General features: G+C 52.2%; 14 protein-coding genes. 3 read left to right on the top strand and 11 right to left on the bottom strand.

Going from position 1 to position 25109, the window contains the following annotated elements; genetic code table 11:
* Positions 1 to 12: 12 nt before the first annotated feature.
* Together ntrC and BRW83_RS10320 are read left to right on the top strand one after the other, a co-directional pair.
* On the top strand, positions 13 to 1491 hold the full coding sequence (gene ntrC / locus BRW83_RS10325) for a nitrogen regulation protein NR(I) (RefSeq protein ID WP_036603455.1): 1479 nt from the start codon (positions 13 to 15) through the stop codon (positions 1489 to 1491).
* Positions 1492 to 1655: 164 nt separating this feature from the next.
* On the top strand, positions 1656 to 2261 hold the full coding sequence (locus tag BRW83_RS10320; protein ID WP_005879552.1) for a C40 family peptidase: 606 nt from the start codon (positions 1656 to 1658) through the stop codon (positions 2259 to 2261).
* Positions 2262 to 2282: 21 nt separating this feature from the next.
* Here the strand turns inward: BRW83_RS10320 and BRW83_RS10315 are convergent, their stop codons facing one another.
* The 9 genes from BRW83_RS10315 to BRW83_RS10275 all read right to left on the bottom strand — a co-directional run bounded on the left by BRW83_RS10315 (position 2283) and on the right by BRW83_RS10275 (position 14069).
* Positions 2283 to 3890 (bottom strand): NAD(P)/FAD-dependent oxidoreductase, encoded by a 1608-nt coding sequence (locus BRW83_RS10315; RefSeq protein WP_005879554.1) that lies wholly within the window; start codon positions 3888 to 3890, stop codon positions 2283 to 2285.
* A gap of 194 nt (positions 3891 to 4084) precedes the next feature.
* On the bottom strand, positions 4085 to 5659 hold the full coding sequence (locus BRW83_RS10310) for an amino acid permease (RefSeq protein ID WP_005879556.1): 1575 nt from the start codon (positions 5657 to 5659) through the stop codon (positions 4085 to 4087).
* 56 nt (positions 5660 to 5715) lie between these two features.
* Positions 5716 to 6666 carry a glutaminase A gene (glsA, locus tag BRW83_RS10305; RefSeq protein ID WP_005879557.1) on the bottom strand — a complete coding sequence of 317 codons (951 nt, stop codon included), beginning with the start codon at positions 6664 to 6666 and terminating at the stop codon, positions 5716 to 5718.
* A gap of 58 nt (positions 6667 to 6724) precedes the next feature.
* Positions 6725 to 8122 (bottom strand): glutamate decarboxylase, encoded by a 1398-nt coding sequence (locus tag BRW83_RS10300; RefSeq protein ID WP_005879558.1) that lies wholly within the window; start codon positions 8120 to 8122, stop codon positions 6725 to 6727.
* A gap of 414 nt (positions 8123 to 8536) precedes the next feature.
* Positions 8537 to 9124, bottom strand: coding sequence for a Dps family protein (locus BRW83_RS10295; protein ID WP_005879559.1), 588 nt, complete (start codon positions 9122 to 9124; stop codon positions 8537 to 8539).
* A gap of 331 nt (positions 9125 to 9455) precedes the next feature.
* Complete coding sequence (lysS, locus tag BRW83_RS10290; protein ID WP_005879560.1) at positions 9456 to 10991, bottom strand: lysine--tRNA ligase; 1536 nt, start codon at positions 10989 to 10991, stop codon at positions 9456 to 9458.
* 50 nt (positions 10992 to 11041) lie between these two features.
* Positions 11042 to 12146, bottom strand: a protein-coding gene (gene prfB, locus BRW83_RS10285) for a peptide chain release factor 2 (RefSeq protein ID WP_145814912.1) whose coding sequence is annotated in 2 segments (ribosomal slippage) — positions 11042 to 12064 and positions 12066 to 12146 — 1104 coding nt in all. Because the reading frame shifts where the segments join, the coding sequence is not laid out codon by codon here.
* 133 nt (positions 12147 to 12279) lie between these two features.
* Positions 12280 to 13200, bottom strand: a complete 921-nt coding sequence (locus BRW83_RS10280) for an AEC family transporter (RefSeq protein WP_005879562.1) — start codon at positions 13198 to 13200, stop codon at positions 12280 to 12282.
* A gap of 101 nt (positions 13201 to 13301) precedes the next feature.
* Positions 13302 to 14069, bottom strand: coding sequence for an exodeoxyribonuclease III (locus tag BRW83_RS10275; RefSeq protein WP_005879563.1), 768 nt, complete (start codon positions 14067 to 14069; stop codon positions 13302 to 13304).
* A 242-nt stretch (positions 14070 to 14311) separates the two neighbouring features.
* Here BRW83_RS10275 and BRW83_RS10270 point away from each other — a divergent pair, with 242 nt between their 5' ends.
* A complete protein-coding gene (locus BRW83_RS10270) occupies positions 14312 to 14830 on the top strand; it encodes a DUF2569 family protein (RefSeq protein ID WP_005879565.1) in 519 nt (172 codons plus the stop codon).
* A gap of 138 nt (positions 14831 to 14968) precedes the next feature.
* On the opposite strand, the gene BRW83_RS10265 is transcribed toward BRW83_RS10270, so the two are convergent.
* On the bottom strand, positions 14969 to 15901 hold the full coding sequence (locus tag BRW83_RS10265) for a YeiH family protein (RefSeq protein ID WP_005879566.1): 933 nt from the start codon (positions 15899 to 15901) through the stop codon (positions 14969 to 14971).
* A 245-nt stretch (positions 15902 to 16146) separates the two neighbouring features.
* The gene (locus tag BRW83_RS10260) at positions 16147 to 24960 is read right to left on the bottom strand and encodes a glycoside hydrolase family 94 protein (protein ID WP_005879567.1); all 8814 of its coding nucleotides are present in this window, start codon (positions 24958 to 24960) and stop codon (positions 16147 to 16149) included.
* Positions 24961 to 25109 lie beyond the last annotated feature (149 nt).

The following is a 25109-nucleotide window of genomic DNA, read 5'->3' as shown; positions in this document are numbered from 1 at the left end:
ACGGGGGAAATGATGAGATCAGTCTGGATTGCAGATGACGACGATTCCATTCGCTGGGTACTGGAAAAAGCGCTCTCGCGTGAAAATATCCCGTTGAGATCCTTTTCCAGTGCCGATGACGTTCTGGTGGCATTGAAGGAAGAAGTTCCGCAGGTGCTGGTGTCGGATATACGCATGCCAGGGACATCCGGCCTCCATCTGCTGGAAGTGGCAAGGGAACGTTTCCCACATTTGCCCATCATTATCATGACCGCCTATTCCGATCTCGATTCTGCCGTATCCGCATTTCAGGGGGGCGCATTCGAGTATCTGGCAAAACCTTTCGATCTCAACAAGGCAGTCGATCTCGTCAAACGGGCCATGAAGGAGAATGAAAGGGAAGCCGTCGTTGAAAAACCGGTCGAGAGGATGCCTGAAATCATCGGGCAGGCTCCGGCCATGCAGGAAGTCTTCAGATCTATCGGCAAACTGTCCCATTCCAATGCTACCGTTCTGGTGACCGGGGAGTCCGGTACCGGGAAGGAACTGGTCGCCAGAGCCCTGCACCGGCACAGTCCACGGGCATCACAGCCTTTTGTCGCCCTGAATATGGCAGCCATTCCGAAAGACCTGCTCGAATCGGAACTGTTCGGACATGAGAAAGGGGCGTTTACCGGTGCGCAAGTCATGCGGCGCGGCCGTTTTGAACAGGCTGAAGGGGGAACGCTTTTTCTCGACGAAATCGGGGATATGCCCCTGGATATGCAGACAAGACTACTGCGGGTATTATCCGATGGTCACTTTTATCGGGTAGGCGGAAACCAGTCGGTGAAAGCAAATGTCCGGGTCGTTGCCGCCACGCATCAGAATCTGGAAAAGCTCGTTCGGGAAGGTGTATTCCGTGAAGACCTGTTTCATCGTCTGAACGTCATTCGGCTGAGATTGCCCAGCCTGCGTGAACGGGCAGAGGATATTGCCGTATTGGCAAGACATTTTCTGAAACAGAGTGCGAAACAGCTAGGCGTTCCTTCCAAAAGCCTGTCACAGGAAGCCGCTGCGTTTCTGAAACGGTGCTATTTTTCCGGGAATGTCCGGCAACTGGAAAATGTCTGCTACTGGATGACAGTCATGATTGCCGGCCAGACGATAGAAGTCAAGGACTTGCCAGTTGAATTGCTTGAGTCCGATGAATCGTCAAATGATTATGTCGAGGCAGCAAAACATCTTTCGGGAAGCAGTGAATCAGGCAGCGATGTTTCCGCCCACACAGTTGATGACTTCATTTCCTGGGAAAAACGGCTTGAGGAAACCGTCAGAAAAATGCTCGGCGACGGAAAAAACGAGCTGATGAACGAACTGGGTGCAACGTTTGAAAGGATTCTCATCAAAACAGCCCTGTCTTATACCAGGGGACGCAAAAACGAGGCGGCGGTTTTACTGGGAATAGGCCGTAATACGATCACCCGGAAAATTGCAGAGCTGGGACTGGACGATGATACCGCTTCCCGGTAATCACTCATCAGTTAAAAAAGAATGCACTTCATTTGAATTGATTTTAATTTAAAGATCGTCGAAGTTAGCCTTAATTAGGCCCTTTTTACTAAAAAATCTTTGACAAGAAGGCCGTATTCGCTTACATTTTCAGCTGGTCTTCAAATCGAACGGGTTAATTGACAATGGCGAAAACAAAGCACTCTTTTTTTCAGAAATTCTGTGCTTCTGCCGGGATGGCAGCGTTATTGTTCACAATGGCCCAATCTTCTGCAATGGCCCAGGAAGTGATGCCGGATTCCGATACTTCCGCTCCTGCCATGCAACGAATCCACAGTTTTACCCATAAAGCCACCGAACTGGCCATGACGGCCATGACCCTGATCGGCTCGCATTACAAATACGGTGGCAATTCCCCGGAAACGGGAATCGATTGCAGCGGTCTGGTTCGTTACGTATTCAAGGAAGCATGGGGCGCTACCGTGCCACGTACTTCACTGGAACTCAGCCGGGCAGGTGAAGAAGTATCCCAGGCCGATCTCCAGCCCGGTGATCTGGTTTTTTACAATACCAGACGTCGCAGTTATTCCCATGTCGGTATTTATCTGGGCGACAACAAGTTCATCCACGCACCTTCTTCAGGCAAGAAAGTCCGTATCGACAATATGGAGATGGCTTACTGGAAATCCCGTTTCAATGGGGCACGCCGCATCACCAATCCGGAAGACAGGCAGAGAATCGAGTCTGAAAAGGAACAGATTCTTCAGGCCTTCCGTGACGAAGCCGAGTAATCAGGCTTCGTTTTCCCTTTTTTATTTTCCTGCTGCGATATCTCTGGCAATCGCTTCGGCGACTTCGATGCCGTCTACTGCCGAGGACAGGATGCCTCCGGCGTAACCGGCACCTTCTCCGGCAGGATACAAGCCCTTGATATTGACGCTTTGCAGATCATCGCGATTACGCAGGATTTTTACTGGAGAAGACGTTCTGGTTTCCGTTCCGGTCAGAACAGCATCATGCAATGAAAATCCGGGGATTGAACGTTCAAAGGCAGGAATGGCCTCACGCAGGGCGGTAATGGCAAAACCGGGCAATGCGTCGGCGAGATTGCAGGGCGTGACGCCGGGCGTGTATGAGGGAACAACCGAGCCGAGTTTTGTTGACGGTTTGTTTTTCAGAAAATCACCGACGAGCTGGCATGGTGCATTGTAATTGGAACCGCCGAGCTCAAACGCTTTTTGCTCCAGTTCACGCTGGAAGGCGATTCCGCCGAGTGGGCCATCAGGATAATCGTCAGGCGAAATATCCACGACAATAGCTGCGTTGGCATTTCTTTCGTTACGCGAATACTGGCTCATGCCATTGGTGACAAGCCTGCCGGGTTCGGATGCCGCCGCGACGACGGTACCACCCGGACACATACAGAAACTGTATACTGTTCGGCCGTTTTTGCAGTGATGAGCCAGTTTGTAATCGGCCGAACCTAACAGTGGATTCCCGGCACTGGGGCCGAGACGGCATTCGTCGATCATGGATTGCGGGTGTTCGATGCGGAAGCCGACGGAAAACGGTTTGGCTTCCATCGTGACGCCACGTTTGTAAAGCATCTCGAAGGTATCCCGCGCGCTGTGTCCTGGAGCGAGGATGACATGATCAGAATGAAACGTTCGGCCGTCCTGCAAAACGACTCCCTGAATCTGTCCATTTTCGATAATCAGGTCGTCGACCCGGCTTTCGTAGTGATACTCTCCGCCGAGTGAAATGATTTCATCACGCATTTCTTCAATAATCCTGACGAGCTTGAAGGTACCGATATGCGGTTTCCCGATATAGAGGATTTCTTCAGGGGCACCGGATTTGACCAGCTCAGTCAACACTTTCCGGCCATAATGTTTCGGGTCCTTGATCTGGGTATGCAGTTTTCCATCCGAAAAGGTGCCAGCGCCTCCTTCGCCGAACTGCACGTTCGATTCCGGGTTCAGCTGTCGTTCACGCCAGAAACCGAACGTATCTCTGGTGCGTTCGCGGACGTTTTTGCCCCGTTCCAGAATGATTGGTTTAAAGCCGCTCTGTGCAAGAATCAGTGCCGCAAAAAGTCCGCAGGGGCCGCAGCCGACGACGATGGGACGGGAGAATGGTTTGTCTGGCGCGTGAGCGACGAACTTGTATTCCATGTCAGGCGCCTTGCGGATATGTGGGTGACCGTCAAAACGTTCGAGAAGGAAGTCTTCATTCGCAACGTCGACATCAACCGTATAGGAAAAGACGATCGCGGTTTTTTTTCGGGCATCGTAATTCCTGCGGTAAACAGTAAAGCCGTCCAGTTCTTTTTCAGTGATAAAAAGACGGTCGAGGATGGCTTTTTTCAGATCATCTTCATTATGATCAATAGGCAATCTGATTTCAGTTAATCGCAGCATGGCGTGTCACAAGCGGAAATGGTGTTAAAAATCAGGAAAAATGCCTGATTGGTTTCAGATCATATTGTACATGGCTTCCCAGTCGGAAATGAAATGTGTCAGGGATGGCGGGTGCGGTTATTGATGCTGGGAACACCATAAAAAAGCCTTCCCCGAAGGGAAGGCATGAAAGTTACGAAGGAATTATGGAAGGGTTATTTTGTCGTTGACGCCGGTGCGGAAGTGGCAGGCGGAGCGGCTGGTGGCGTTGTGGTGTCACCATCGTCCTGTAAATCCTGCAAAGGCGCGGAATATTGTTCATATTCACTCTTCGGTGTGACGATCCATGACGGTTTTCTAATAGCATAGAAAATGAACGGAGGAGCACCGGTCACAATCAGGCCTGCCACCAGTATGCCGATATACTCGAACAGAGGCATGTCACTGAACTGGCTTGGCGGAATGAAGCCGAAGAAAATGGCGACAATCGTGGACGCCAATCCGAGAAAACACCAGAAATGCAGGCCCTTGAGCACAAATCCGCGTTTGACGTGAGGCTGGGTTTTTCTGAGCTTCATGGCCGACATGAACATGAATATATAAATGGTCAGATACATCAGGGCAGCCATTGCCGAAATCATCCAGAAGGCATCGGATACGTTGTCAACGAAGATATAAATCGTTGACAGCAAGGTAACCAGAATGGCCTGAAGGATCAGGATATTTGACTGAACGCCGTTTTTGTTGACCTTCTGCAGTGCCAGCGGGAACATGCCGGATTTGCCGACAAACAGCAGGCCTTTGGATGGGCCGGCAGTCCATGAGAGCACACCGCCCAGTGCACCGATAATCAGCAATGCGCCCATGATCGGAGTGATCCATGTTATGTGGAAAGCGTCGAAGAAGGCGGCATAAGCCTGAATCACGCCAGCGGTCAGGCTGGTTGAGTCGGCTGGAACGACGAGCGAGATCGCGATCGTTGGCGGAATGAAGATCAGGATGATCATGATACAGGCCAGGAAAATGGCCTTGGGCATTTCACGTTCCGGATTTTTCAAATCGCGGGCATGAATGGCATTCATTTCGATACCGGCAAATGCCAGGAAGTTGCTGACGATCAGAACCAGACCGGCAACACTTCCGATAAATACCTGCAGGGAAGATTCATGCAAGCGGTGGCTGGTGATAACGTGCGCGTGTTCATGAAACACGGATGGAATCAGTGCACTCCATGAGAGGGGAGCTGCGGAAGGATTACCCATGACAAGCCAGATGATACCCAGAATGACCAGCGCGAGAGCTGGCAGGGCAGTACCCAGCAACATGAACCATTTGGTGAATTTTGCCAGCGTGTCCATTCCACGCATGGCCAGAAATGTCGATGCCCAGTAAAAGACGATAATGACAATACAGGTAAAGAGGCCATTATTCGCCAGTTTCGGGTTGAACATGTAGGCCAGTGTACTGGCCGCAAAGCCCAGAACGGACGGATACCAGACGACGACCTCAATCCAGAGGAACCAGATCGCGAAAAATCCGAGACGATCTCCGTAAGCCTGTTTGACCCAGCCGTAAATACCGCCGTTCCAGCCGGTACCCAGTTCGGATGCGACCAGGGCGACAGGAATGAAGAACAGGACAGCAGGAATCAAAAACAGCATGATGGAACCAAGGCCGTAAACAGCCATGGCCGGAAGCGAACGAATACTTGCCACCGCAGCGACCATCATGAACGAGATGGTCAGCCATGATATATAAGTACGCGCTTTAGTATTGGTAGTGGTAGCCATAAATACCTCTTCTTTGAAAATCGGACTTCCATCTCTGGAAGTCCGGAAACGCTTTATTATTTGTTGAGAAGACTCCAACCCAATTTTTCGCTCAGGAAAGCTCCCACTTTCTGTCCCTTCACACTGTTTCCGAAAACATCGAGGGGAGGTGCGAAAACCGCTAATGCGCAGACACCGGGGACAATGGCCAGAATACCGCCACCGACGCCGCTCTTGCCGGGCAGGCCCGTGTTGTACAGCCAGGTGCCCGTATTGTCGTAAAGACCGTTCATCGCCATTTCTGCCAGAATCGGCTGGACGTTTTCACGGCTGATGACCTGTTTTTTCGTGACCGGATTGACGCCATGATTGGCAATCGTTCCACCCATAATGGCCAGGTCGCGACAGGTAATCGCGACCGAACACTGGCGGGTATAGACGTCACATGCCTGATCCGGATCCGTGAACATCTTGCCGCTGTTTTTCAAGAGCCATGAAATGCCGCGATTGTGTGCGTTCGTGTCCGATTCGGATTTGTAGACTTCTTCATTGACGGTCAGATCACGGCCGGCAAACAGGCTGTAGGTACTGATGATCTGGTTCCAGCGATCGTCTGCCGATTTGGCATTCAACAGGCTGACCGTGGCAATCGCGCCGGCATTGTCGAACGGATTACTCGGATGTTCCTTGTGCAGTTCCAGTGCAATGACCGAATTGAACGGTTCGCCAGTCGCGTCGGAACCGATTGTGGCGAGGAACTTGTCCTTGCCGATTTCTTCCAGCACTTTCGCCAGTGTGAATACTTTCGAAATGGATTCGATGGCGAATTCATATTTCGTATCGCCGACTTCGAGCACCTGACCGTCAGGGAACGAAATGGCGATACCGAACAGATCGGACGGGACGGAAGCCAGATACGGAATGTAACTGGCGTTCGCTCCGCCCTTGTCTGAAGAAAAAGTCTGGTGAGCAGAGGTCATAAAGTCCAACACCTGTTTCCTTTGCTCCTGATTTTGATTGACGCTCATTTTTTTACCTTTACAAGAATGTTTTCGTTTATTTCCCCTGCATTGCCAAAGGTGTCCCTTATCTGCCGCTATGGTTGCCCATCTGGGCTTCCTTGCCGGTAAAGCCGTGTGGCTGATGGCTGTCGAAGAAGTCGATGGAGCGTTTGAAGTCTTCGAGAAGCAGGGAAGCCATATCGGCAGACAGACCCTGTTTGACCAGAATGCGCTGGACAATGATGTTGTCGGCATGAGGTGGCAGCGAGTAAGCCGGGACGAGCCAGCCGCGGGTTCTCAGGTGGTCCGCCAGATCGTACAGGCTGTAATTGGTTTTCGCGCCATCCTTGATCTTCCAGGTCAGGGCAGGGATGCCTTCCTGTTCCTTGCCGCTGTGGATCATTTCGAATGGTCCGATCATTTGCAGGCCTTCCGCCAGCATCTGTGCCGTCTTGTAGCAATCGCCATGAATGCGCTGATAACCTTCCTTGCCCAGACGCAGCAGGTTGTAGTACTGGCAGATGACCTGTCCGGCAGGACGGGAGAAGTTCAGTGCGAAGGTCGGCAGATCGCCACCGAGATAGTTGACGTGGAAAATCAGGCCTTCCGGCAGGTCTTTCGTTTCGCGCCAGACAACCCAGCCTACCCCCAAAGGAGCCAGACCGAATTTGTGGCCGGAGGTGCTGATGGATTTCACGCGTGGCAGGCGGAAGTCCCATACCATTTCCGGAGCACAGAACGGGGCAAGGAAGCCGCCGCTGGCACCGTCGACGTGAATGTCGATGTCCAGACCTTTTTCAGTCTGCAATTTGTCCAGTGCGTCTGCCAGCGGTTTGACCGGTTCGTACAGGCCGGTATACGTCTGGCCCAGAGTCGGTACGACGACAATGGTGTTTTCATCGACCATCGAGAGCATGTCTTCCGGTGCCATGACGTAGTGGTTGTCACGCATCGGCATTTCACGGATTTCGATGTCCCAGTAACGGGCGAATTTCAGCCAGCAAACCTGAACGGGACCGCAAACCATGTTGGGTTTGTCGATCGGTTTGCCAGCCGCTTTCCGTTTCGCGCGCCAGCGCCACAGGGCAGCCAGACCGCCCAGCATACAGGCTTCACTTGAACCGACGGTCGAGGTACCGATGGTGGTGGCGGAATCCGGTGCATTCCACAGATCGGCGATCATGTGGACGCAATAATTTTCGATGGCCGCTGTCTGGGGATATTCATCCTTGTCGATCATGTTCTTGTCGATCGACAGGTCCATCAGTGCGTGAAGTTCTTCTTCTTCGAAGGTCTGGCAAAAGGTGGCCAGATTCTGGCGGGCATTGCCGTCCAGATACAATTCGTCGTGAACGACCTGATAAACGTCGTAAGCATTTTGCTCGTCATTCGGGAAGGTCTTTTTGTTGGCGGCCTTCGAAACGAAGGGAGAGCCGAAAATCGGATCGTTACGAGTCAGATCGGTATTGCTTAGGTATGCCATTGAAGCCTCCAGTTTGCTTAACGGTTAATAACACTTGTGTCCGTAAAGACATGTCTGTCAAATACGGGCGTTTTTTGTTTTTCCGTATTGGTGATGCAGCAACTGAAGTTTCCGGATAGTGACGGAATGTGTTTCAGAAAATGCAAAACGGAAAAATCGTGTAAACGAACGGGTTTAATTTACCCGGACTGTCATTTCACCCTTTGAGCTTCATTAAAAGGAAAGGGATTAAACCGGTCAGGTTGCTTGGGAAAATGAAAGGTTTTGACGGAAAATTTTCGCAGGGAAAATTTCAGAATCCGTTGAAAAATAGCATGGAAAACAGGTGAGAAAGGAGGGATTATCGTCACGCATAAAAAAACGGAATGGTGGTAACCATTCCGTTTAATGGAAAAAGAGAAGGAAAAGTCTTGATTAATGTCCGGTTGAATCCATGTCCTGTGCCGCTTCGAAAAGGAACCAGATTCGTCTTTCCGTTTCATCGATCCAGTTTTCGATCAGGCTGGCAGTGGCGACATCTTCGAATTTGTCGCAGACTTCGTGTGCCTTGCGCATCGAACCCAACAGGCTCAGATTGTCGTCTTTGAGCTCGATCAACATGTCCAGTGGATCGACGTAAGGTTCGTTGTTGTCGCGAATGCGTTGCAACCTGGAAACTTCACCGATGGAATGCAGTGTGATGGCTCCCAGTTTTCTGACGCGTTCGGCGATGTCGTCAGTCATGGCGAAAATCTGGTCGGCATGTTCGTCGAACAGCAGGTGGTAATCACGGAAATGTGGGCCGCTCATGTGCCAGTGGAAATTCTTGGTTTTCATGTACAGTGCGAAAACATCCGCCAGCATGGGGTTCAATGCCTGCTGGATTTTGGTGATGCCTTCCGCAGAGAGGTCGGAAGTGGTGTTCAAGCGGGAAACCGGATTTGATTTTTTCATGGAGGACCTCGATAATTCAATTTTGTTGGCGGTCTTGCTACCTGTTGCGACGGACTGTTTCGTGGACATTTTCTTTCCAATCATAAAAGGTACGTAACGTGTTTTGGTCTTGAAACGATCGTGCGCGGATGATGAGGGGTCAATTTTTTCCTTGTCCGGCCCATCGGCGAACTGATCATTAGGGTAAGAACATGTTACATCAAAAGAAACTTTCTTGCAGAAAGCTGAAATTTTTCAATGAAAGTGACAGGACAAACGCTCCCTGCAATTTCTTTCATTCTTCCATCTTAATGAGGGAATGACGCGCCGGTTTTGATCTCAGTCAGAGGGGTATTGATATTTATGGAAAGCAAAATAAAAGCCGGCGAAAATGCCGGCTTTTTTGTCGTTAACTCGTGAATCAGTCTTCCCGGCGCATGTGCGGGAACAGGATGACGTCACGGATGTTGGGAGAGTCGGTCAGCAGCATGACGAGACGGTCGATACCGATGCCGCAGCCGCCAGCAGGTGGCATGCCGTATTCCAGCGCGCGGATGTAATCGGAATCGTAATACATGGCTTCCTCGTCACCGGCGTCCTTGGCTTCGACCTGTTTCATGAAACGGGCAGACTGGTCTTCCGGATCGTTCAGTTCGGAGAAACCGTTGGCGATTTCACGGCCGACCATGAAGAGCTCGAAGCGTTCCGTAATGCCTTCGCGGGTATCGGACGCGCGGGCCAGTGGTGATACTTCGACAGGGTAGTCGATGATGTAAGTCGGTTCCCAGAGTTTCGCTTCGGCCGTTTCTTCGAACAGGGCGAGTTGCAGGGCACCCACGCCAGCGGTCGGCAGGAGTTTGACGCCGAATTTTTTGAGTTCGGCACGCAGGAAGTCGGCATCGTTCAACTGTTCTAAAGTGTAGTGTGGCGCGTATTTGGAAATCGCTTCCAGAATAGTGAAACGACGGAATGGTTTGGAGAAGTCCAGTTCCTTGCCCTGATACGTGATGACAGGGGTACCGTAGGTATCGACGACGGCCTGACGGATAACCGTTTCGGTAAAGTCCATCAGCCACTTGTAATCGACGTAGGCGGCATAGAATTCCATCATCGTGAATTCAGGATTATGGCGCGGGGAAACACCTTCGTTGCGGAAGTTGCGGTTCAGCTCAAACACCCGTTCGAAACCGCCGACCAGCAAACGTTTCAGGTACAGTTCCGGAGCGATACGCATGAACATTTGCATATCCAGCGCATTGTGATAAGTGATGAACGGTTTGGCTGCGGCGCCGCCCGGAATCGCGTGCAGCATCGGGGTTTCGACTTCCATAAAGCCGTTGTCGCCCATGAAACGGCGAATGGAGGCAATCGCTGCCGTTCTTGCCTTGAATGTTTTGCGCGTTTCCTCGCTCATGATCAGATCGACGTAACGCTGGCGGTATTTGAGTTCCTGATCGGACAGGCCGTGGAATTTGTCCGGCAAGGGGCGAACCGATTTCGTGATCAGGCGAACTTCGGACACACGAACGGAGAGTTCACCGGTTCTGGTTTTGAACAGGGTGCCCGTTGCACCGAGAATGTCGCCAATGTCGTAACGTTTGAACGCATCATGTGCTTCCTTGCCGGTTGCGTCGTTGGACAGGAAAAGCTGGATACGGCCGTTGGCCTGCAAACCGGAAGCATCCTGCAAGGTCGCGAAAGACGCTTTTCCCATGACCCGCTTCAGCATCATGCGACCTGCAACACAAACCTCGATTTTGGCTGCTTCGAGCGCTTCGTTATCCATTCCGTCGTATTGGGCATGAATATCGTCAGCCTTGTTTTTAGGACGGAAATCGTTTGGATAGGCGACGCCCTGTTCGCGAAGGGCAGCCAGTTTGGCACGGCGTTCGGCCATGATGGAATTTTCATCCTGGGCGGGGGCCGCAGGTTCGTTGTTTTGTGTTTGCGTGGTCATGATGCGATGTAAGTTCTGTCTATTTGGGAAAAAACGTTCTTTAAAGTTCTTTATACACCCTGTTTCAACGATTCGAGAATGAAATCGTCCAGATCGCCATCCAGAACGGCTTTCGTATTACCCGTTTCATGGTTGGTTCTCAAATCCTTGATGCGCGAGTTGTCCAGCACGTAGGAACGGATCTGGTGACCCCAGCCTACGTCGGTCTTGGAATCTTCCAGTTTTTGCTGTTCGCTCATGCGTTTGCGCAGTTCCAGCTCGAACAGGCGTGACTTCAGCATTTCCCATGCGTCGGCACGGTTTCGGTGCTGGCTCCGGTCGTTCTGGCACTGGACGACAATACCGGTCGGGGCATGCGTCAGCCGGACGGCGGAGTCCGTTTTGTTGATGTGCTGTCCCCCCGCACCGGAGGCACGGTAGGTATCGACGCGAACGTCTGCCGGATTGATGTCGATTTCAATGGAATCATCGACTTCCGGATACACGAAAAGACTGCAAAAAGACGTGTGGCGGCCGTTGGACGAATCGAAAGGCGATTTCCGCACAAGGCGGTGAACGCCGGTTTCCGTCCGGAGATAGCCGTAGGCGTAATCGCCCTCGACCTTGATCGTTGCGGTCTTGATGCCGGCGACTTCACCGTCGGACTGTTCCAGAATCGTCGCATTGAAGCCCTTGCGTTCACAGTAACGGAGGTATTGGCGGAGAATCATCGAAGCCCAGTCCTGCGCTTCGGTACCGCCTGCACCGGCCTGAATGTCGATGAAACAGTTGCACGGGTCCATCGGATTGGAAAACATCCGGCGGAATTCGAGTTTTTCGATCTGGTCAAGCAGCTCCAGCGTGTCGTCGTCGACCGCTTTCAACGTATCGTCGTCCTGTTCTTCCTTTGCCATTTCGAAAAGTTCGGCCGCGTCATCCAGGCCGGATTTGATCCGGGTGAGGGAAAGAACGACGTTTTCAAGGGATTTTTTTTCCTTGCCGAGATCCTGTGCCTTTTTCGGATCGTTCCAGACGTCCGGGTCTTCCAGTTCGGCGTTTACCTGCTCAAGCTTGTCTGACTTGGCAGCGAAGTCAAAGATACCCCCGTAAGGCAGTTTCACGTTCGGTCAGGTCTGAGATACGGTGGGTAATTGAATTGAGACGTTCTGCTTCCATGATGATATGTAATGAAATCGTAAGTGCAAAAGGGAAATTATACCCGAGAGGAGTCAAACCGTTTCGGTTTTTGCCTTATTTATCGTGTTAAAAACTTGCAAAATACATGATTTGACACACTTTTTTGTGAGGCTCACGCTTGCATGGCAAGGACAAGCCCGATCATGACCGTCAGGCTGATGACAATGGAAATGGACAGCGTCAGGCTGGACAGGGCACTGTCACTTTGGCAGCGTTCGGTATAAATCGGGGCCAGTGAAGTAACCGGCGCGAAAGCGACGACAGCTAACACCTGCCTGACTTCAAGCGAAAAAGGCAGGAAAAAATAAAGCATTGCCGAAAATGCCGCTCCGAACAGAAGGCGCAGCCCCAACACCCCGAACATCGTCCGGTATTTGTCGGCACGGGTGCGGAACTCGAACATCATGCCGATCAGAAGCAGGGCGAAGAAACTGTTGGCTGACGCGATTGGCTCGACGAGGGTAATGACCACGTCCGGTACCGGGATGTTCAGCATGACCAGAACGAGCATCAGCATGTAGGTATCGAAAGGGATCGAACTGACGAATTTTTTCAGCAGCGTGCCAACGCTTTGCTTTTCATCCGGATTCGTTTGCAGGACAGTCGATGTGAAAGCGAACGAGCCACCGGTGACTATAAAGGCGTTGCCGATATCGAACAGGCAGGCGATGATCATGCCACCCGGGCCGAAAAAGTTCTGGACAAACGGCAGCGCAAAACAGCCGATATTGAACCCGCAGACATTGATCATCGAAAAGGCACGCTTGTCCTTTTTCTGGTGGCGGCTGATCAGATAAACGAAGAGCATCGGGATGACGGCGCACAAAAAGCCGATTGCGATAATCAGGAAAAGGGACGCATCCCGACGGAACGTGCCGAAGGCGTGGATGACTGTAGCCGGAAGCGTGACATTCAGGAGAATGAACGCGACGATCTGGTGATCTTTAGGGTTTTTGAAAACCAGTTTTTTGAGCACATATCCCAAAACGATGATCAGGACAAACGACAGTGCCTTGAGCAGGACGGTACCCATGAGTGGCTTTCAGAACCCGGAAAAATTGCCTATTGTAACTTTTCGGGACTGCGCAAACCAGTGCCGTTTTAACGCTGTACTGGTTTGTCAAAGAGGGTGAATCAGATATCCAGTTCGGCAATGACCGGCGTATGGTCAGAAGGCTGTGTCCATTTGCGAGGAATGCGGTCGATTGTGCATGCCGTGCAATGTGGTGCCAACGCTTTGGACAGCAGGATATGGTCGATCCGCAATCCGCGGTTTTTCTGGAAACCCAGCTGCCGGTAATCCCACCAGCTGTATGATTTTTCAGGCTGTTCGAAAAGACGGTAAGCGTCGATGAAATCGATGTCCTGCAATGCCCGGAAAGCATCCCGTTCCGGTGGCGAAACGAGAACGTTGCCTTCCCATGCCACCGGGTCGTAAACGTCGCGGTCTTCCGGCGCGATATTGTAGTCACCCAATAGTGCCAGATATGGATGTTTTTGCCGTTCTTCTGCCAGCCATTGGGTCAGGGAACGCAGCCAGTCCAGTTTGTACGAATATTTTTCCGATCCAACCGCCTGTCCATTGGGGACGTAGGCACAGACGATGCGGATATTGTCGACAGTTGCGGCAACAATGCGCTGCTGCTCATCCGGGAAAAGCGGATTGTTTTTGACGATATCCGTTACCGGTTTTTTTGAAAGAATAGCGACGCCGTTATAGGTTTTCTGTCCTGTGAAAGCCACCTGATAACCCGCTGCCCCGATTTCCATAACGGGAAACTTGTCGTCCGTCAGTTTCGTTTCCTGAAGGCAGAGGACATCGACGGGATTGTCTTCCAGCCACTGCAATACGTGAGGCAGGCGGACTTTGAGCGAGTTGACGTTCCATGTAGCTATTTTCATGACTGTTTTTCTTTCAGGGAAGACAGGTCTTTGATATTAGCATGTTAACGGGATAACGGAGTCAAGGATGTCTTCGAAAAAAACGGGATACTTAAAAGGTTACCTGGTTGCAAAAAAGACAAAAAACAGGCGAAACCGGAGTAATCGTCAAAAAGCTTGACGGTTTTAATGAGCCCGTCGAATGGAAAGGCTAGAATGACTTCCGATATTAATGAAAGCCTGAATAAAAGGTAGCGATCGAAATGGAAAATGAAAACAGGCCTCCGGAAAAAAAGGAGTTGCCCGATTTATCTCTGGATGGCCCGAAGGGAGTGGGAGGCTGGCTGGCTTTCCTGATCATCATATTGACGATTCTGAGTCCGGTCGCGAATATTGCCATGCTGGCGAAGGATTTCCATGAAATTGAAATGGAAAACCCGATCATGTTGCACATTTCGGCTTACGTTCAATATAAATGGTTCTGCTGGGGAGCTGTCATCGTCGCGTCCGTCATCAGTATCGCTGCCGGATGTCTGCTCTGGAAAAAACACGAGTGGAAATCGGTCCGGTATACGATCAGTGCGTTATGGCTGATCGGCCCTTTTTCCATTGTTTTGGTCGGATTGTATTTTTACATGAGTTTCGGGACCGACATGATCGGCGGGTTCATAAAAGATATGTCGGGACCCTTCACGAAATCCATATTCTGGGCCGTTGTCTGGACCGCCTATCTTCTCAAATCGAAACGCGTCAGTAATACATACATCCGTCAAAGTGTATAAAAGAAAATATTTTGCTGTCTTTTGTCCGGAAAACAAAATCGCTTTTCATTTCTGCAAATAAAACGAAACCGGGATGCTTCCTGTCGAATAGCGGCAGGGCAATACCCGCTTACTGACGTTAAATCGATGTTCGGGGTTTTACATCATGGTAATGACGATAAAACTGACGGTACTGATGAGCACCCACAATATCACGCCGAACAAAATCGCCTTGACACCGACTTTCCTGATGACATCGACGGACAGGTCGGTACCAATCAGGAAAAGGGTGACGGCAAAACCGGTTTTTGCGACTATCAGGATGTTTTCCACCAGCAGTGGTGGCAATGGCAAAAAGGTATTGGCGATCATTGCCAGTGTGAAGAACAGGATGAACCAGGGTTTGTACACCTTGTCTGTTTTCTGTTTGAAGAAGAGGGATGTCACGATGGCGACGGGAATGATCCACAGTGCCCGGGTCAGCTTGACGGTAGTGGCGACCTTCAGCGCTTCTTCCCCGTAGGCCGCGCCTGCCCCGACGACGGAGGAGACGTCATGGATGGCAATCGCCGCCCACGTCCCGAATTGTGTCTGGGAGAGACCAAAGTGATGGCCCAGTATCGGAAAAATAAATAAGGCGATGGCATTCAGGATGAAGACGGTTCCGATGGACACCGATATTTCCGTATCCTTGGCTTTCACGATAGGCGCAACGGCGGCGATGGCACTGCCGCCGCAAATCGCCGTCCCTGCGGAAATCAGGTAAGCGATGGTTCTTTCCAGCTTGAACAGTTTACCCAGAAACACGCCGATCAGAAGCACGCCAAAAACGGATACGATGGTAAAAGTGATGCCTTCCTTTCCTGCCTTCAAGGCTTCATACATATTCATGCCGAAACCAAGCCCGACAACGGAAAACTGGAGCAGGTATTTGGACGCTTTCTTGCTGATATCCGGATAGGGGTTCTTGAAAACCAGCGCAAATGCGAGGCCCATGAAAAGCGCGACGGGAATGGAGATGAAAGGCGTCAGGCAAAGGACCAGGAGAATGAAAAACAGGACTTTGTTGACGAGCGTATTTTCTTTGAACATGAACGGATCACTTCGTTGTTAGGGCGAAATCGTGTTTCGGATAAAAGCGCGACCGGCCAAATGAAATTTTTCGATATGATACAGGATGAAGCCGCTTTCGGCTTGTCGTCTGGAAACAGGCAGACGGTTCCTGCAATCCCTCCTTTTTATGAAAACCCCGCAAACTTCTGATTAATTGGAAAAAACAAATTCACGATTCCGGATTCATCCTGTTTCGGAAATCCGGAACCGTGTTTTCTGAGTGATCAGATCAGCGTCAGAGGTTCGGGATCGGTTTTGTTCCTTCCGGCCTTGACGATTACCTGATGGTCTTTCTGGTCGTCTTCAAGCACAATCGACGCCGTTGTTTGCTGGACGTTGTCGAGCCAGACTTCCGTTTCCGGCGCATCCGGCCGGTTCGTTACCGTAATGCGGTAGCTCGTGTTTTTGTACCGGTAAACGACCTCGGCGGATGTCCATTCCGACGGCAGGCATGGAACGAAAACGAGATGTCCGTTTTCCAGACGTATACCCAGCAGCGACTCGAGGATCAGGCGGTACATCCAGCCGGACGATCCCGTGTACCACGACCAGCCGCCACGACCGGTATGCGGCGAAACGGCATACACGTCAGCCGCCACGACGTACGGTTCGACCTTGTACAGTTCAGTTTCATCCGGCGTCATTCCGTGATTGACCGGATTGATGATCCTGAAGAGTTCCCATGCCAGATCCGTATTGCCGATTTTCGCAAAGGCCATCGACGCCCAGATAGCGGCATGCGTATACTGGCCGCCGTTTTCACGGACGCCCGGGACATATCCCTTGATGTAACCCGGATTGAGATCGGACTTGTCAAATGGCGGGTCAAGGAGCTGGATAAGTTTTTTGTCCCGTTTGACGAGTCGCTGGTTAAGCGACTGCATGGCTTGCAGCGTCCGTTCTTTTTCTCCGGCTTCCGACAGAACCGACCAGCTTTGCGAAATGGAATCGGTCGTGCATTCGGGATTCACGTGTGAGCCAAGCGGAGTGCCGTCGTCGAAATAGGCACGGCGATACCATTGGCCGTCCCATGCATTCTGTTCGATATGCAGCTGAAGGCCTTTCGCTTCCTGCCGGCACATGTCGGCAAATCCTGAGTCATTGGTCTTGTCGGCCAGACCCGCATATTCATTCAGGACCCGGTACAGGAAGAAAGCCAGCCAGACGCTTTCGCCTTTGCCCTTGATGCCGACCCGGTCCATGCCGTCGTTCCAGTCACCGGAACCCATCAGCGGCAAGCCGTGAATGCCGAAGCGCAAGCCGTGCCGGATGGAGCGGACACAGTGCTCATAAACCGTTCCTTCTTCCGGTGAACGCTGAGGCAGGTCGTAGTAGGATTCCTCATCTTCCGGAACCGGACGGCCTTCAAGGAAGTAACGTTTCTCGTCGAGAATGCTCATGTCGCCGGTTGTCGTGATGTAACGGCAAAGCCCAAGCGGCAGCCAGAGATAATCGTCCGAACAGCGGGTTCGCACTCCTCGTCCTGACGGCGGATGCCACCAGTGCTGGACATCGCCCTCGACGAACTGGTGTTCGCAACAAAGAAGAATCTGGTTCCTGAGCAGCGCCGGTTCGGTATGGATGACCGACATGGCGTCCTGCAACTGGTCGCGGAAACCGAATGCCCCGCCTGACTGGTAAAAGCCGCTTCGGGCCCACAGGCGGCAGCCGATCGTCTGGTACATCAGCCAGCCGTTCGCCAACACGTTCAGCGAGGTATCCGGCGTCTGGATAGTCACGGCAGAGAGGGTTTTTTCCCAGTATTTCTGAACCTGTACAAGAGCCAGTTCCGCCGCTTCGACACTGCGATAGCGATGGACGTACTGGCTGGCGTCGGCACTCCGGCGACCGGCAGTACCAAGCATGAACTGGATTTCCTTTTCCTGACCGGCCGCCAGAGTGAAGGGAACATGAATCGCGCCACACGGATCGTATCCAGCGCCTACCCGGTTGGAGAGGTAAGAGCGGGACATGGCGGCGGGATTTCTCAGGGTATTGTTACGCCCGATAAATTCAGTCCGGTTGCCCGTGACGGTACGGTTCGGTGTGTTGACGGTAAAGAAAGCGATACGTTCGGCGAACTCCGTGTTGTACGGATTGCGTGCGAAGAGTGCGCCGCTGACAGGATCGATTTCCGTGATCACGCTCATCTGCGTTTTTTCCCTCAACTCTCCGAGAACCCACTCGACGTAGCTGGTAGCGGAAAGGGATCGGGACGTCCCCGATTCATTTTTTATCTTCAGCACGGAATACTTGATGCTGTTTTCCAGAGCCACGTAAATCCAGAGTTCGGTACGGATACCGTCTTCGACGTGTTCGAAAACACTGTAGCCGAATCCGTGGCGGCAGACATAGTCGCCCGTCCCGCGGCAAGGCAGCGGCGTCGGCGACCAGTAATGGCCCGTTTCCTCGTCGCGCATGTAAAACGCTTCGCCGCTGACATCGGAAACCGGGTCGTTTTCCCATGGCGTGATACGGAATTCATGGGCGTTGATATCCCATGTGTACGATTGTCCGCTTTCACTGACAATCGTCCCGAAGTTTGCATTGGCAAGCACATTGACCCAGGGTGCCGGTGTCGCCATCTCTTCCGTCAGGTGAATGATGTATTCATGGGCTTTTTCAGAGTAACCGCCGAGGCCATTGTTCAGCAATGCATTGTTGGCGGCCAGTTCTGGCGGTTTGGATGGCGTATAGCTGCGCGTCGTATGCAACGGCAGGAATTTGCGGCGTTCTTTTCGTTCGCTACGCTTGATTTGCAGCGCGAGCGGGCCGTCCATATCCGAAATGATGATCCGGGCAACAGAAGAAATCAGGGTTCGGTCTTCCGGCGAAATCTGGTCGGCCTGCCGCACGAAAATACCGCCCGGCTCATTCAGTTCGGTTGCCAGCTGGGTCGATGAAATCAGGCCCATGATCTGTTCCTGAAGAACTTGCCGGTAACCGACGTAATCCTCGTTCCAGATCACCAGATCGACTTTCAGGCCTTTCATATGCCACCAGGTATGTGCCTGAATCATCTGGCGGACGATATCCAGATTTTCCTGCGCGTGGATCTTGACCAGCACGATCGGCAAATCACCCGAGATGGCATAGCTCCACAAGCCGGATTGTCCCCGATTGTTTTTGGACAGGACAGAGCTGTCGGCACGATAGGCCGGATTCGGATAGATGACCGAGCTGGCAAGCCGTGCGTAAAGCTGGGAATCCGATTCGTCGGCATTTAATTGGTGCAGGAAGGCGTGATTGTGCGTCCAGGCCATTTCGAAAACACGGTCAGCCAGATAGCGGTCGTCATATTTGTCGATCAGGCGGAGGCTTTCTTCCCGGTCAGGCGAGATGCCGGCGACGTAATCGATCACGACCGATTCGTCCGGTTCCAGAACAAGCTGGCAGCGCAGGACCGCGACCGGATCGAGGACGGAACCCTGGCTGTCGGACAGAGGTTCCCTGCCGGTCAATGCTGCCGGAGCGGTCACGGTATTCATCCGGCCGAGGAATTTGCTCCGGTCGGTTTCATAGGAAATGTCTTTTGCCTGTTTGTCATGAATGACCATCATGGCAAAAGAAAAAGGCGGTTTTTCCGTTTCGAAACGCGGACGACGCGTGCTGATGATCGCGTTGAATTCCGGCACGATTTCCGTCTGGACGAACAGTTTGGAAAAAGCTGGATGGGACAGGTCGGCAATCGCGGTGGCGATGACCGTTTCCGAATAGCTGGTCAGCTCGATGGTACGGCTTTTTGCCGAACGGTTCGTGATCTTGTGACGCCGGAGTTCGATATCGTCTTCCGGGGAAACGACGACTTCACAATGGGTTTCAATGCCGTTTTCGATACAGCGATACTCGGCACGTCCTTCAGAGAATATCGTTTCGTACCTGGCGCTTTCTTTTTTGACTGGCTGGTAAGCGGTCGACCAGAAATTCCCGTCGTCCAGATCGCGCAAATAGAAGAATGTTCCCCAGTTATCCTGTGTGGTATCCGGTTTCCAGCGGGTGATGGCGAGGTTTTTCCAGTGGCTGTACCCGCCACCGGCGTTGGTTGCCATGACGTGGTAGGAACCGTTGGAAAGAAGCTGGACTTCCGGAATGCGGGTGTCGGACGTCGTGTAAACACGGGTCGGCAATTCGGCAGGAATCGACGCCATCTGGGTTTTGGCCAGATTCGGCGCCCTTTCATAGTAAGCGATGGTTTTCGGAATGCGTTCATGCAAGAGCGGCAGGGTTGCCTGCATCCACGCGTCTGAGGCGAAACGTCTTTGCATCGGCTGGTCCAGCAGGCAGGATTCAAGAGACAAAAAGCTCATGCCCTGATGATGGGCCATATAGGAGCGGACAATCGCGTAATTCTGTCCACGGGTCAGACGTGCCTGCGTATAGTCGATTGCCTCGAACAGGCCGTATTGTCCGGCAAATCCCTTCTCTTCCAGTTCGATCAGGTTGTTGCAGGCCATGTCGGGTTCGACCATGACGGAAAGCATGGTCGCGTATGGGGCGATAACCAGATCGTCGGCCAGACCACGTTTCAAGCCAAGACCGGGCACGCCGAAAGCCCGGTACTGATAATTCAGGCGTGCGTCGAAAGCATAGTATCCCGATTCGGAAATGCCCCAGGGCACACCGCGCTGTTTACCGTAATCTTTCTGTCTCATCACGGCGGCCTTGTGGGTCTGGTCCAAAAGCGTGCTCTCAAAACTCGGCATGACCAGATGCGGCATCAGGTATTCGAACATCGAGCCGCTCCACGACAGGAGAATCGGATCGCCGCCGATGACGGTCATCATCCGGCCCAGCGCGAACCAGTTTTCCTGCGGGATCTGTCCCATCGCGATGGCGACGAAACTGGTCAGGCGTGCTTCGGAAGCGAGAAGATCGTAATAACTGTTATCGATCTTGCGGTCAGTGATGTTGTAACCGATGGACAGCAGGTTGGTGGAATGGTCGTAGAGGAAGGTGAAATCCATCTGCGAAAAGTCGTCGATCTGTCTGACGAGATCAGCAAAAGATTCAAGCCTTTTCCCCGCTTCTTTCGAGGCGTTCCCGACACGTACTTCCAATTCTTCAAGCAATTCCTGATCTTCCTTGCCTGCTTTCTTTTTCATCTCTTCAAAAGTCGTGACAAGATGTTCCGACAGTTCGCAAACCTGTTGCAGGCTCATGTTCCGGTTCAGCTCGGAAATGAGGTTCGGCTTGTTTTGCCAGCCGGGCAGGAGAACCCAGGGTGCCAGATTGGCCAGTTCATCGAGCTGCTGGTTGCACTGGGAGAGGAGGGCGTTGCTCCAGAAGCTGGAGAGGGTTTTCTCATCTCTTGCCGTAATGGGGACCAGTGTCGTCAGGGTGTCGACGAGACTGTGCAGCAAGTCAAATCGTTGCTTGATCGTCAGTTTCGCCTGTTTTTCGTATTTGGAGAGTTTCCGGTCGATGTCGACAATCTGTGCACGATACTTGTCGTTGCCTTCATCCCGTAACAATTCAAACGTATCCCTGAGTCCGTCGAGCAAACGGCCTGTCAAGGCCATCCGGTTTTTCTGTTCGGCCAGTCCTGCCTTCAATGTAATCAGATGACCGGCCAGATTGCCGCTGTCGACGGAAGAAATATAAATCGGGTTCTGGAGTGGCTGGAGCGTTTTGGTATCGTACCAGTTGTAGAAATGGCCCCGGTAGCGCTCGAGTCTGGCCATCGACCCGAAGGTATTCGACAAACGGGTGATCAGATGGCTGGCAGGGATATAGCCGAAGTCGTTCGCCGCCAGATACGACAGCAGTGCCAGCCCGATATTGGTCGGGGATGTGCGGTGGGCAACGACGATTTCCGGTTTTTGTGTAACGTTTCCATCATTGGCCAGTTTGTCGGTCGGTGACGTAAACGTCGGCATTTCCTGAATGTTGTCCGGTGGCAGCCAGTTGTCTTCCGCGCCGGCATACGCATCGAAAAACGACCAGATTTTTCTGGAGAGTTTGCGCAGATAAAGCTTTTGTTTGTCTGACAACTCGCGGAGTTCCTTGACAGACGGCAGGCTGATCTTCCATGCAATGACGGGAGATATCAGCCAGAAAAAGATGAAGAGGCTGGCAAAAACGAATGCGTCGGGACGCAAGGTGGAGACCGCGAAAGCGAGTGCCACGGCGTAGGCCGGGGCAAACCACATGTTTTTGAAATACGAGGAAACGTCCCCATCGTGCCGGTTCGTCATGGCCGACGGTACCCATTGCATCATGTGACGTCTGGTGAAGAACGTTCTCCATAGTGTCCTTAAAATCGCGTCGACCGAATAACAGGCTTCGTGAGGGATCATGAGCAGCGACAGGATCGCCGTCATGAAGTGCTGCCGGATGGAAACTGACGTGGCAGACAGGTGCTGTCTCAGGGAAATGTCCGGGCCTTTCTTTACCAGATCGGTCAGCGAAGCGAGCAGGGGTGGCAAAAAGAAAATGGCCAGTAAAAACAGTGTCCATGCCCAGGTCGGGTTCAGGACAGTCCAGCTGGCGAAAAACAGGAATGCGGCTGCCGGAGCGAACAGGCTACGCCGCAAATTGTCGAACAGTTTCCAGCGGGAGAGCATCGTCAGGGGATTGCGCTGTTTGCCGCTTTTGTTTTGTGGCCTTGCATCGGGAACCAGCGGAAACAGCCATTTCAGCAGTTGCCAGTCGCCCCTGATCCAGCGATGACGCCGTTTGACGTCGGCCAGATAACTGGATGGGTACTGTTCATAAAGCTGTCCATCGCTCAAAAGGCCCGAACGGGCATAACAGCCCTCGATCAGGTCATGGCTCAAAATACTGTTTTCCGGCAATCGTTCATTCAGGGTCTTGTAAACGATCCCGACGTCGTATATGCCTTTCCCGATGAAGGAACCTTCCCCGAAAACGTCCTGATAAACGTCTGAAACGGTTTTGGTATAGGGATCGATACCTGCGTCACCGCTACACAGCCTTTCGTACCAGGAGGCATTGGCTGCAGGCAGGCTGGTCGTGATGCGGGGCTGAAGGATACCGTAACCTTCGACGACCCTGTCTTTTGCCGCGTTATAGCGCGCTCGGTTTAACGGGTGCGCCATGGCACCGACAAACTGTCTGGCAGAATCACGCAAAAGGTTCGTGTCGGAATCGAGCGTAATGACATAACGGGTCTTGTCAAGATTGCCGATCGAACCGGTTTTGACCGTGAATGCATTGGTATCGTGCCCGGTCAAAAGGGCGTTCAAGGCTTCCAGTTTGCCGCGCTTGCGCTCATAGCCGATCCATTTCTTTTCACTGAGGTTCCATTTGCGGGGACGGTTCAAGGCAAGGAAAGGGCCTTCGTCATCATCGGCGTGTTTTCCGTTCAGTTCGTCGATCAGGCTGGTCAGCCGGTGAATCAGCGCCGCATCGTGTGGCATCGTTTCCCTGTCGGCATCGACAAAGTCGGTCAAAAGGCAGAATTTCAGCCGTTTGTCACGATTGGCGAGATAGTGGACTTCGAGGTTGTCGCACAGTTTTTCAATCTGTTTTTCGGAAATCAACATGGTCGGTATCACGACAAGCGTTTCATATCCTTCCGGGATACCTTTGGAAAAATCCATTTTCGGCAATGGAATCGATACGGTCGGAAACGTCGTCAGCCAGTTCACGAGGGCAAGGGAAAGCTGGCTGGATGCAACAAGAGTGCTGATACCGGTTACGGCCCACAACCAGAGAGGCAGTCTGTCGATATCGGAACCGTAAAGCATCCATGCTGACAGGATCAGGGTCAGGGCGGCAAAAGAACCCAGATAAGCGAAAACAGGCGAACAGATACTCGATCCCATCCATTTTTCCAGACGGGTCTTTTTCATTTGTATGGCTTTTTCCAGTTCCGTCCGTCCCTTGTCGATCAGGTAAAAGCCGACGTGTCTGGAGCGTTCGTCACTGTCCGGGTTTTTGAAAGCTTCTTCTGTCAGGCCAATGGCTTTTTTTGCGACGTCGACTTCGGTCAACGCACTTTTTTTCGCCATTTTTTCAATCTGGTGCCGGTAATGATCCCTGGAAGCGAAATCCATGAGGGGATATACTTCCGTCGGGTCTGTGCGCAAAATCTGCTCGACGACAGAGAGGGATTCGACGAATTCGTGCCAGTCCATTGCACCGAGCAGCCGTATGCTGCCGATGCTGTTGCTGATACTGACCTGATCGGCTGCCTGCCGCTGGGTTTCGATCATGACCAGCTGTTCGATAGTCATCCCGGTTTCGGCAAGGCGCTGCGAAATCCATGTCAGCGGAAGGGCAAGAATGGCTTTCTGGCTTTGCAGGCGACGGGTCAATTCGGCGACGAAAGCGCTGACCATCGGCGGGTTGGAACGGGCCAGATCGGCCACCTGAAGGATCAGGTTGCCCGGATCGTTTTCGGCCGTATCCGTGAATTTCTGGACCCATTCTTCCGCCAGTTCGTGATGGGCACGCGACATGGCCAGCCGGACGGCAACGCGTCTGAGGTTCTCGATCAGTGCCAGACGGAGCATGATCGGAATGGCCCAGAGTTCGCCCAGCGTCAGGACGGATTCGCTCTGATAGGAAGAAATGAAATGGGAAAGACTGTTGGCGTCGATATGGCCGTCACCGTGCGAGACGATTTCCAGCGCCAGTTCATAAACCCGAGGGACGGAACCCATTGTCTCGCTGGATAACCTGGGCAGTTCACTGCTGTATTTTTCGGGCAGATGGTTTTTCGCTATCTGGATCTGTTCCTCTATGAGATAGAAATTGTCCAGAAGCCATTCCGCTGCCGGGGTGATCCGGTTTTCCGAGCGCACAGCTGACGCGAGAATGTCGTATACCCGGCGGATAACGGCTTCATTATCGGCAAGACGGGCCAGCAAATGGTCTCTCTCATGTTTGTCGGACAATACATGCGTACGGCCAAGGTATTTTCCGTACTGGTCCATTTGCGTAATGCTGTACAGCTCGGAACGCAAGGGTTCTTCTTCCAGTTCGAAATCGGCGGCGGTATTTTTGCCGGCCTGATTATGGATGAAAAACTCGGGCTGGCTGAATAAATTGAAAAATGTGCTGATGGTCTTCAATTTGGGGAACCTTTACAAGATGAATGTCGGATGGTCCTGATCAGGCATAACATCGCAATAAAATGATATTGGCGGCTTGGTGAAGATCAACTGAACCGGGAATATCGCGACTTTTTTGACGATGCCTTTTCCTGCTTCAAACAAGCGAC

This window comes from Oxalobacter formigenes (genome assembly GCF_002127965.1).
GTDB lineage: Bacteria > Pseudomonadota > Gammaproteobacteria > Burkholderiales > Burkholderiaceae_D > Oxalobacter > Oxalobacter formigenes.
This window is presented reverse-complemented; position numbering and strand designations above follow the sequence as displayed.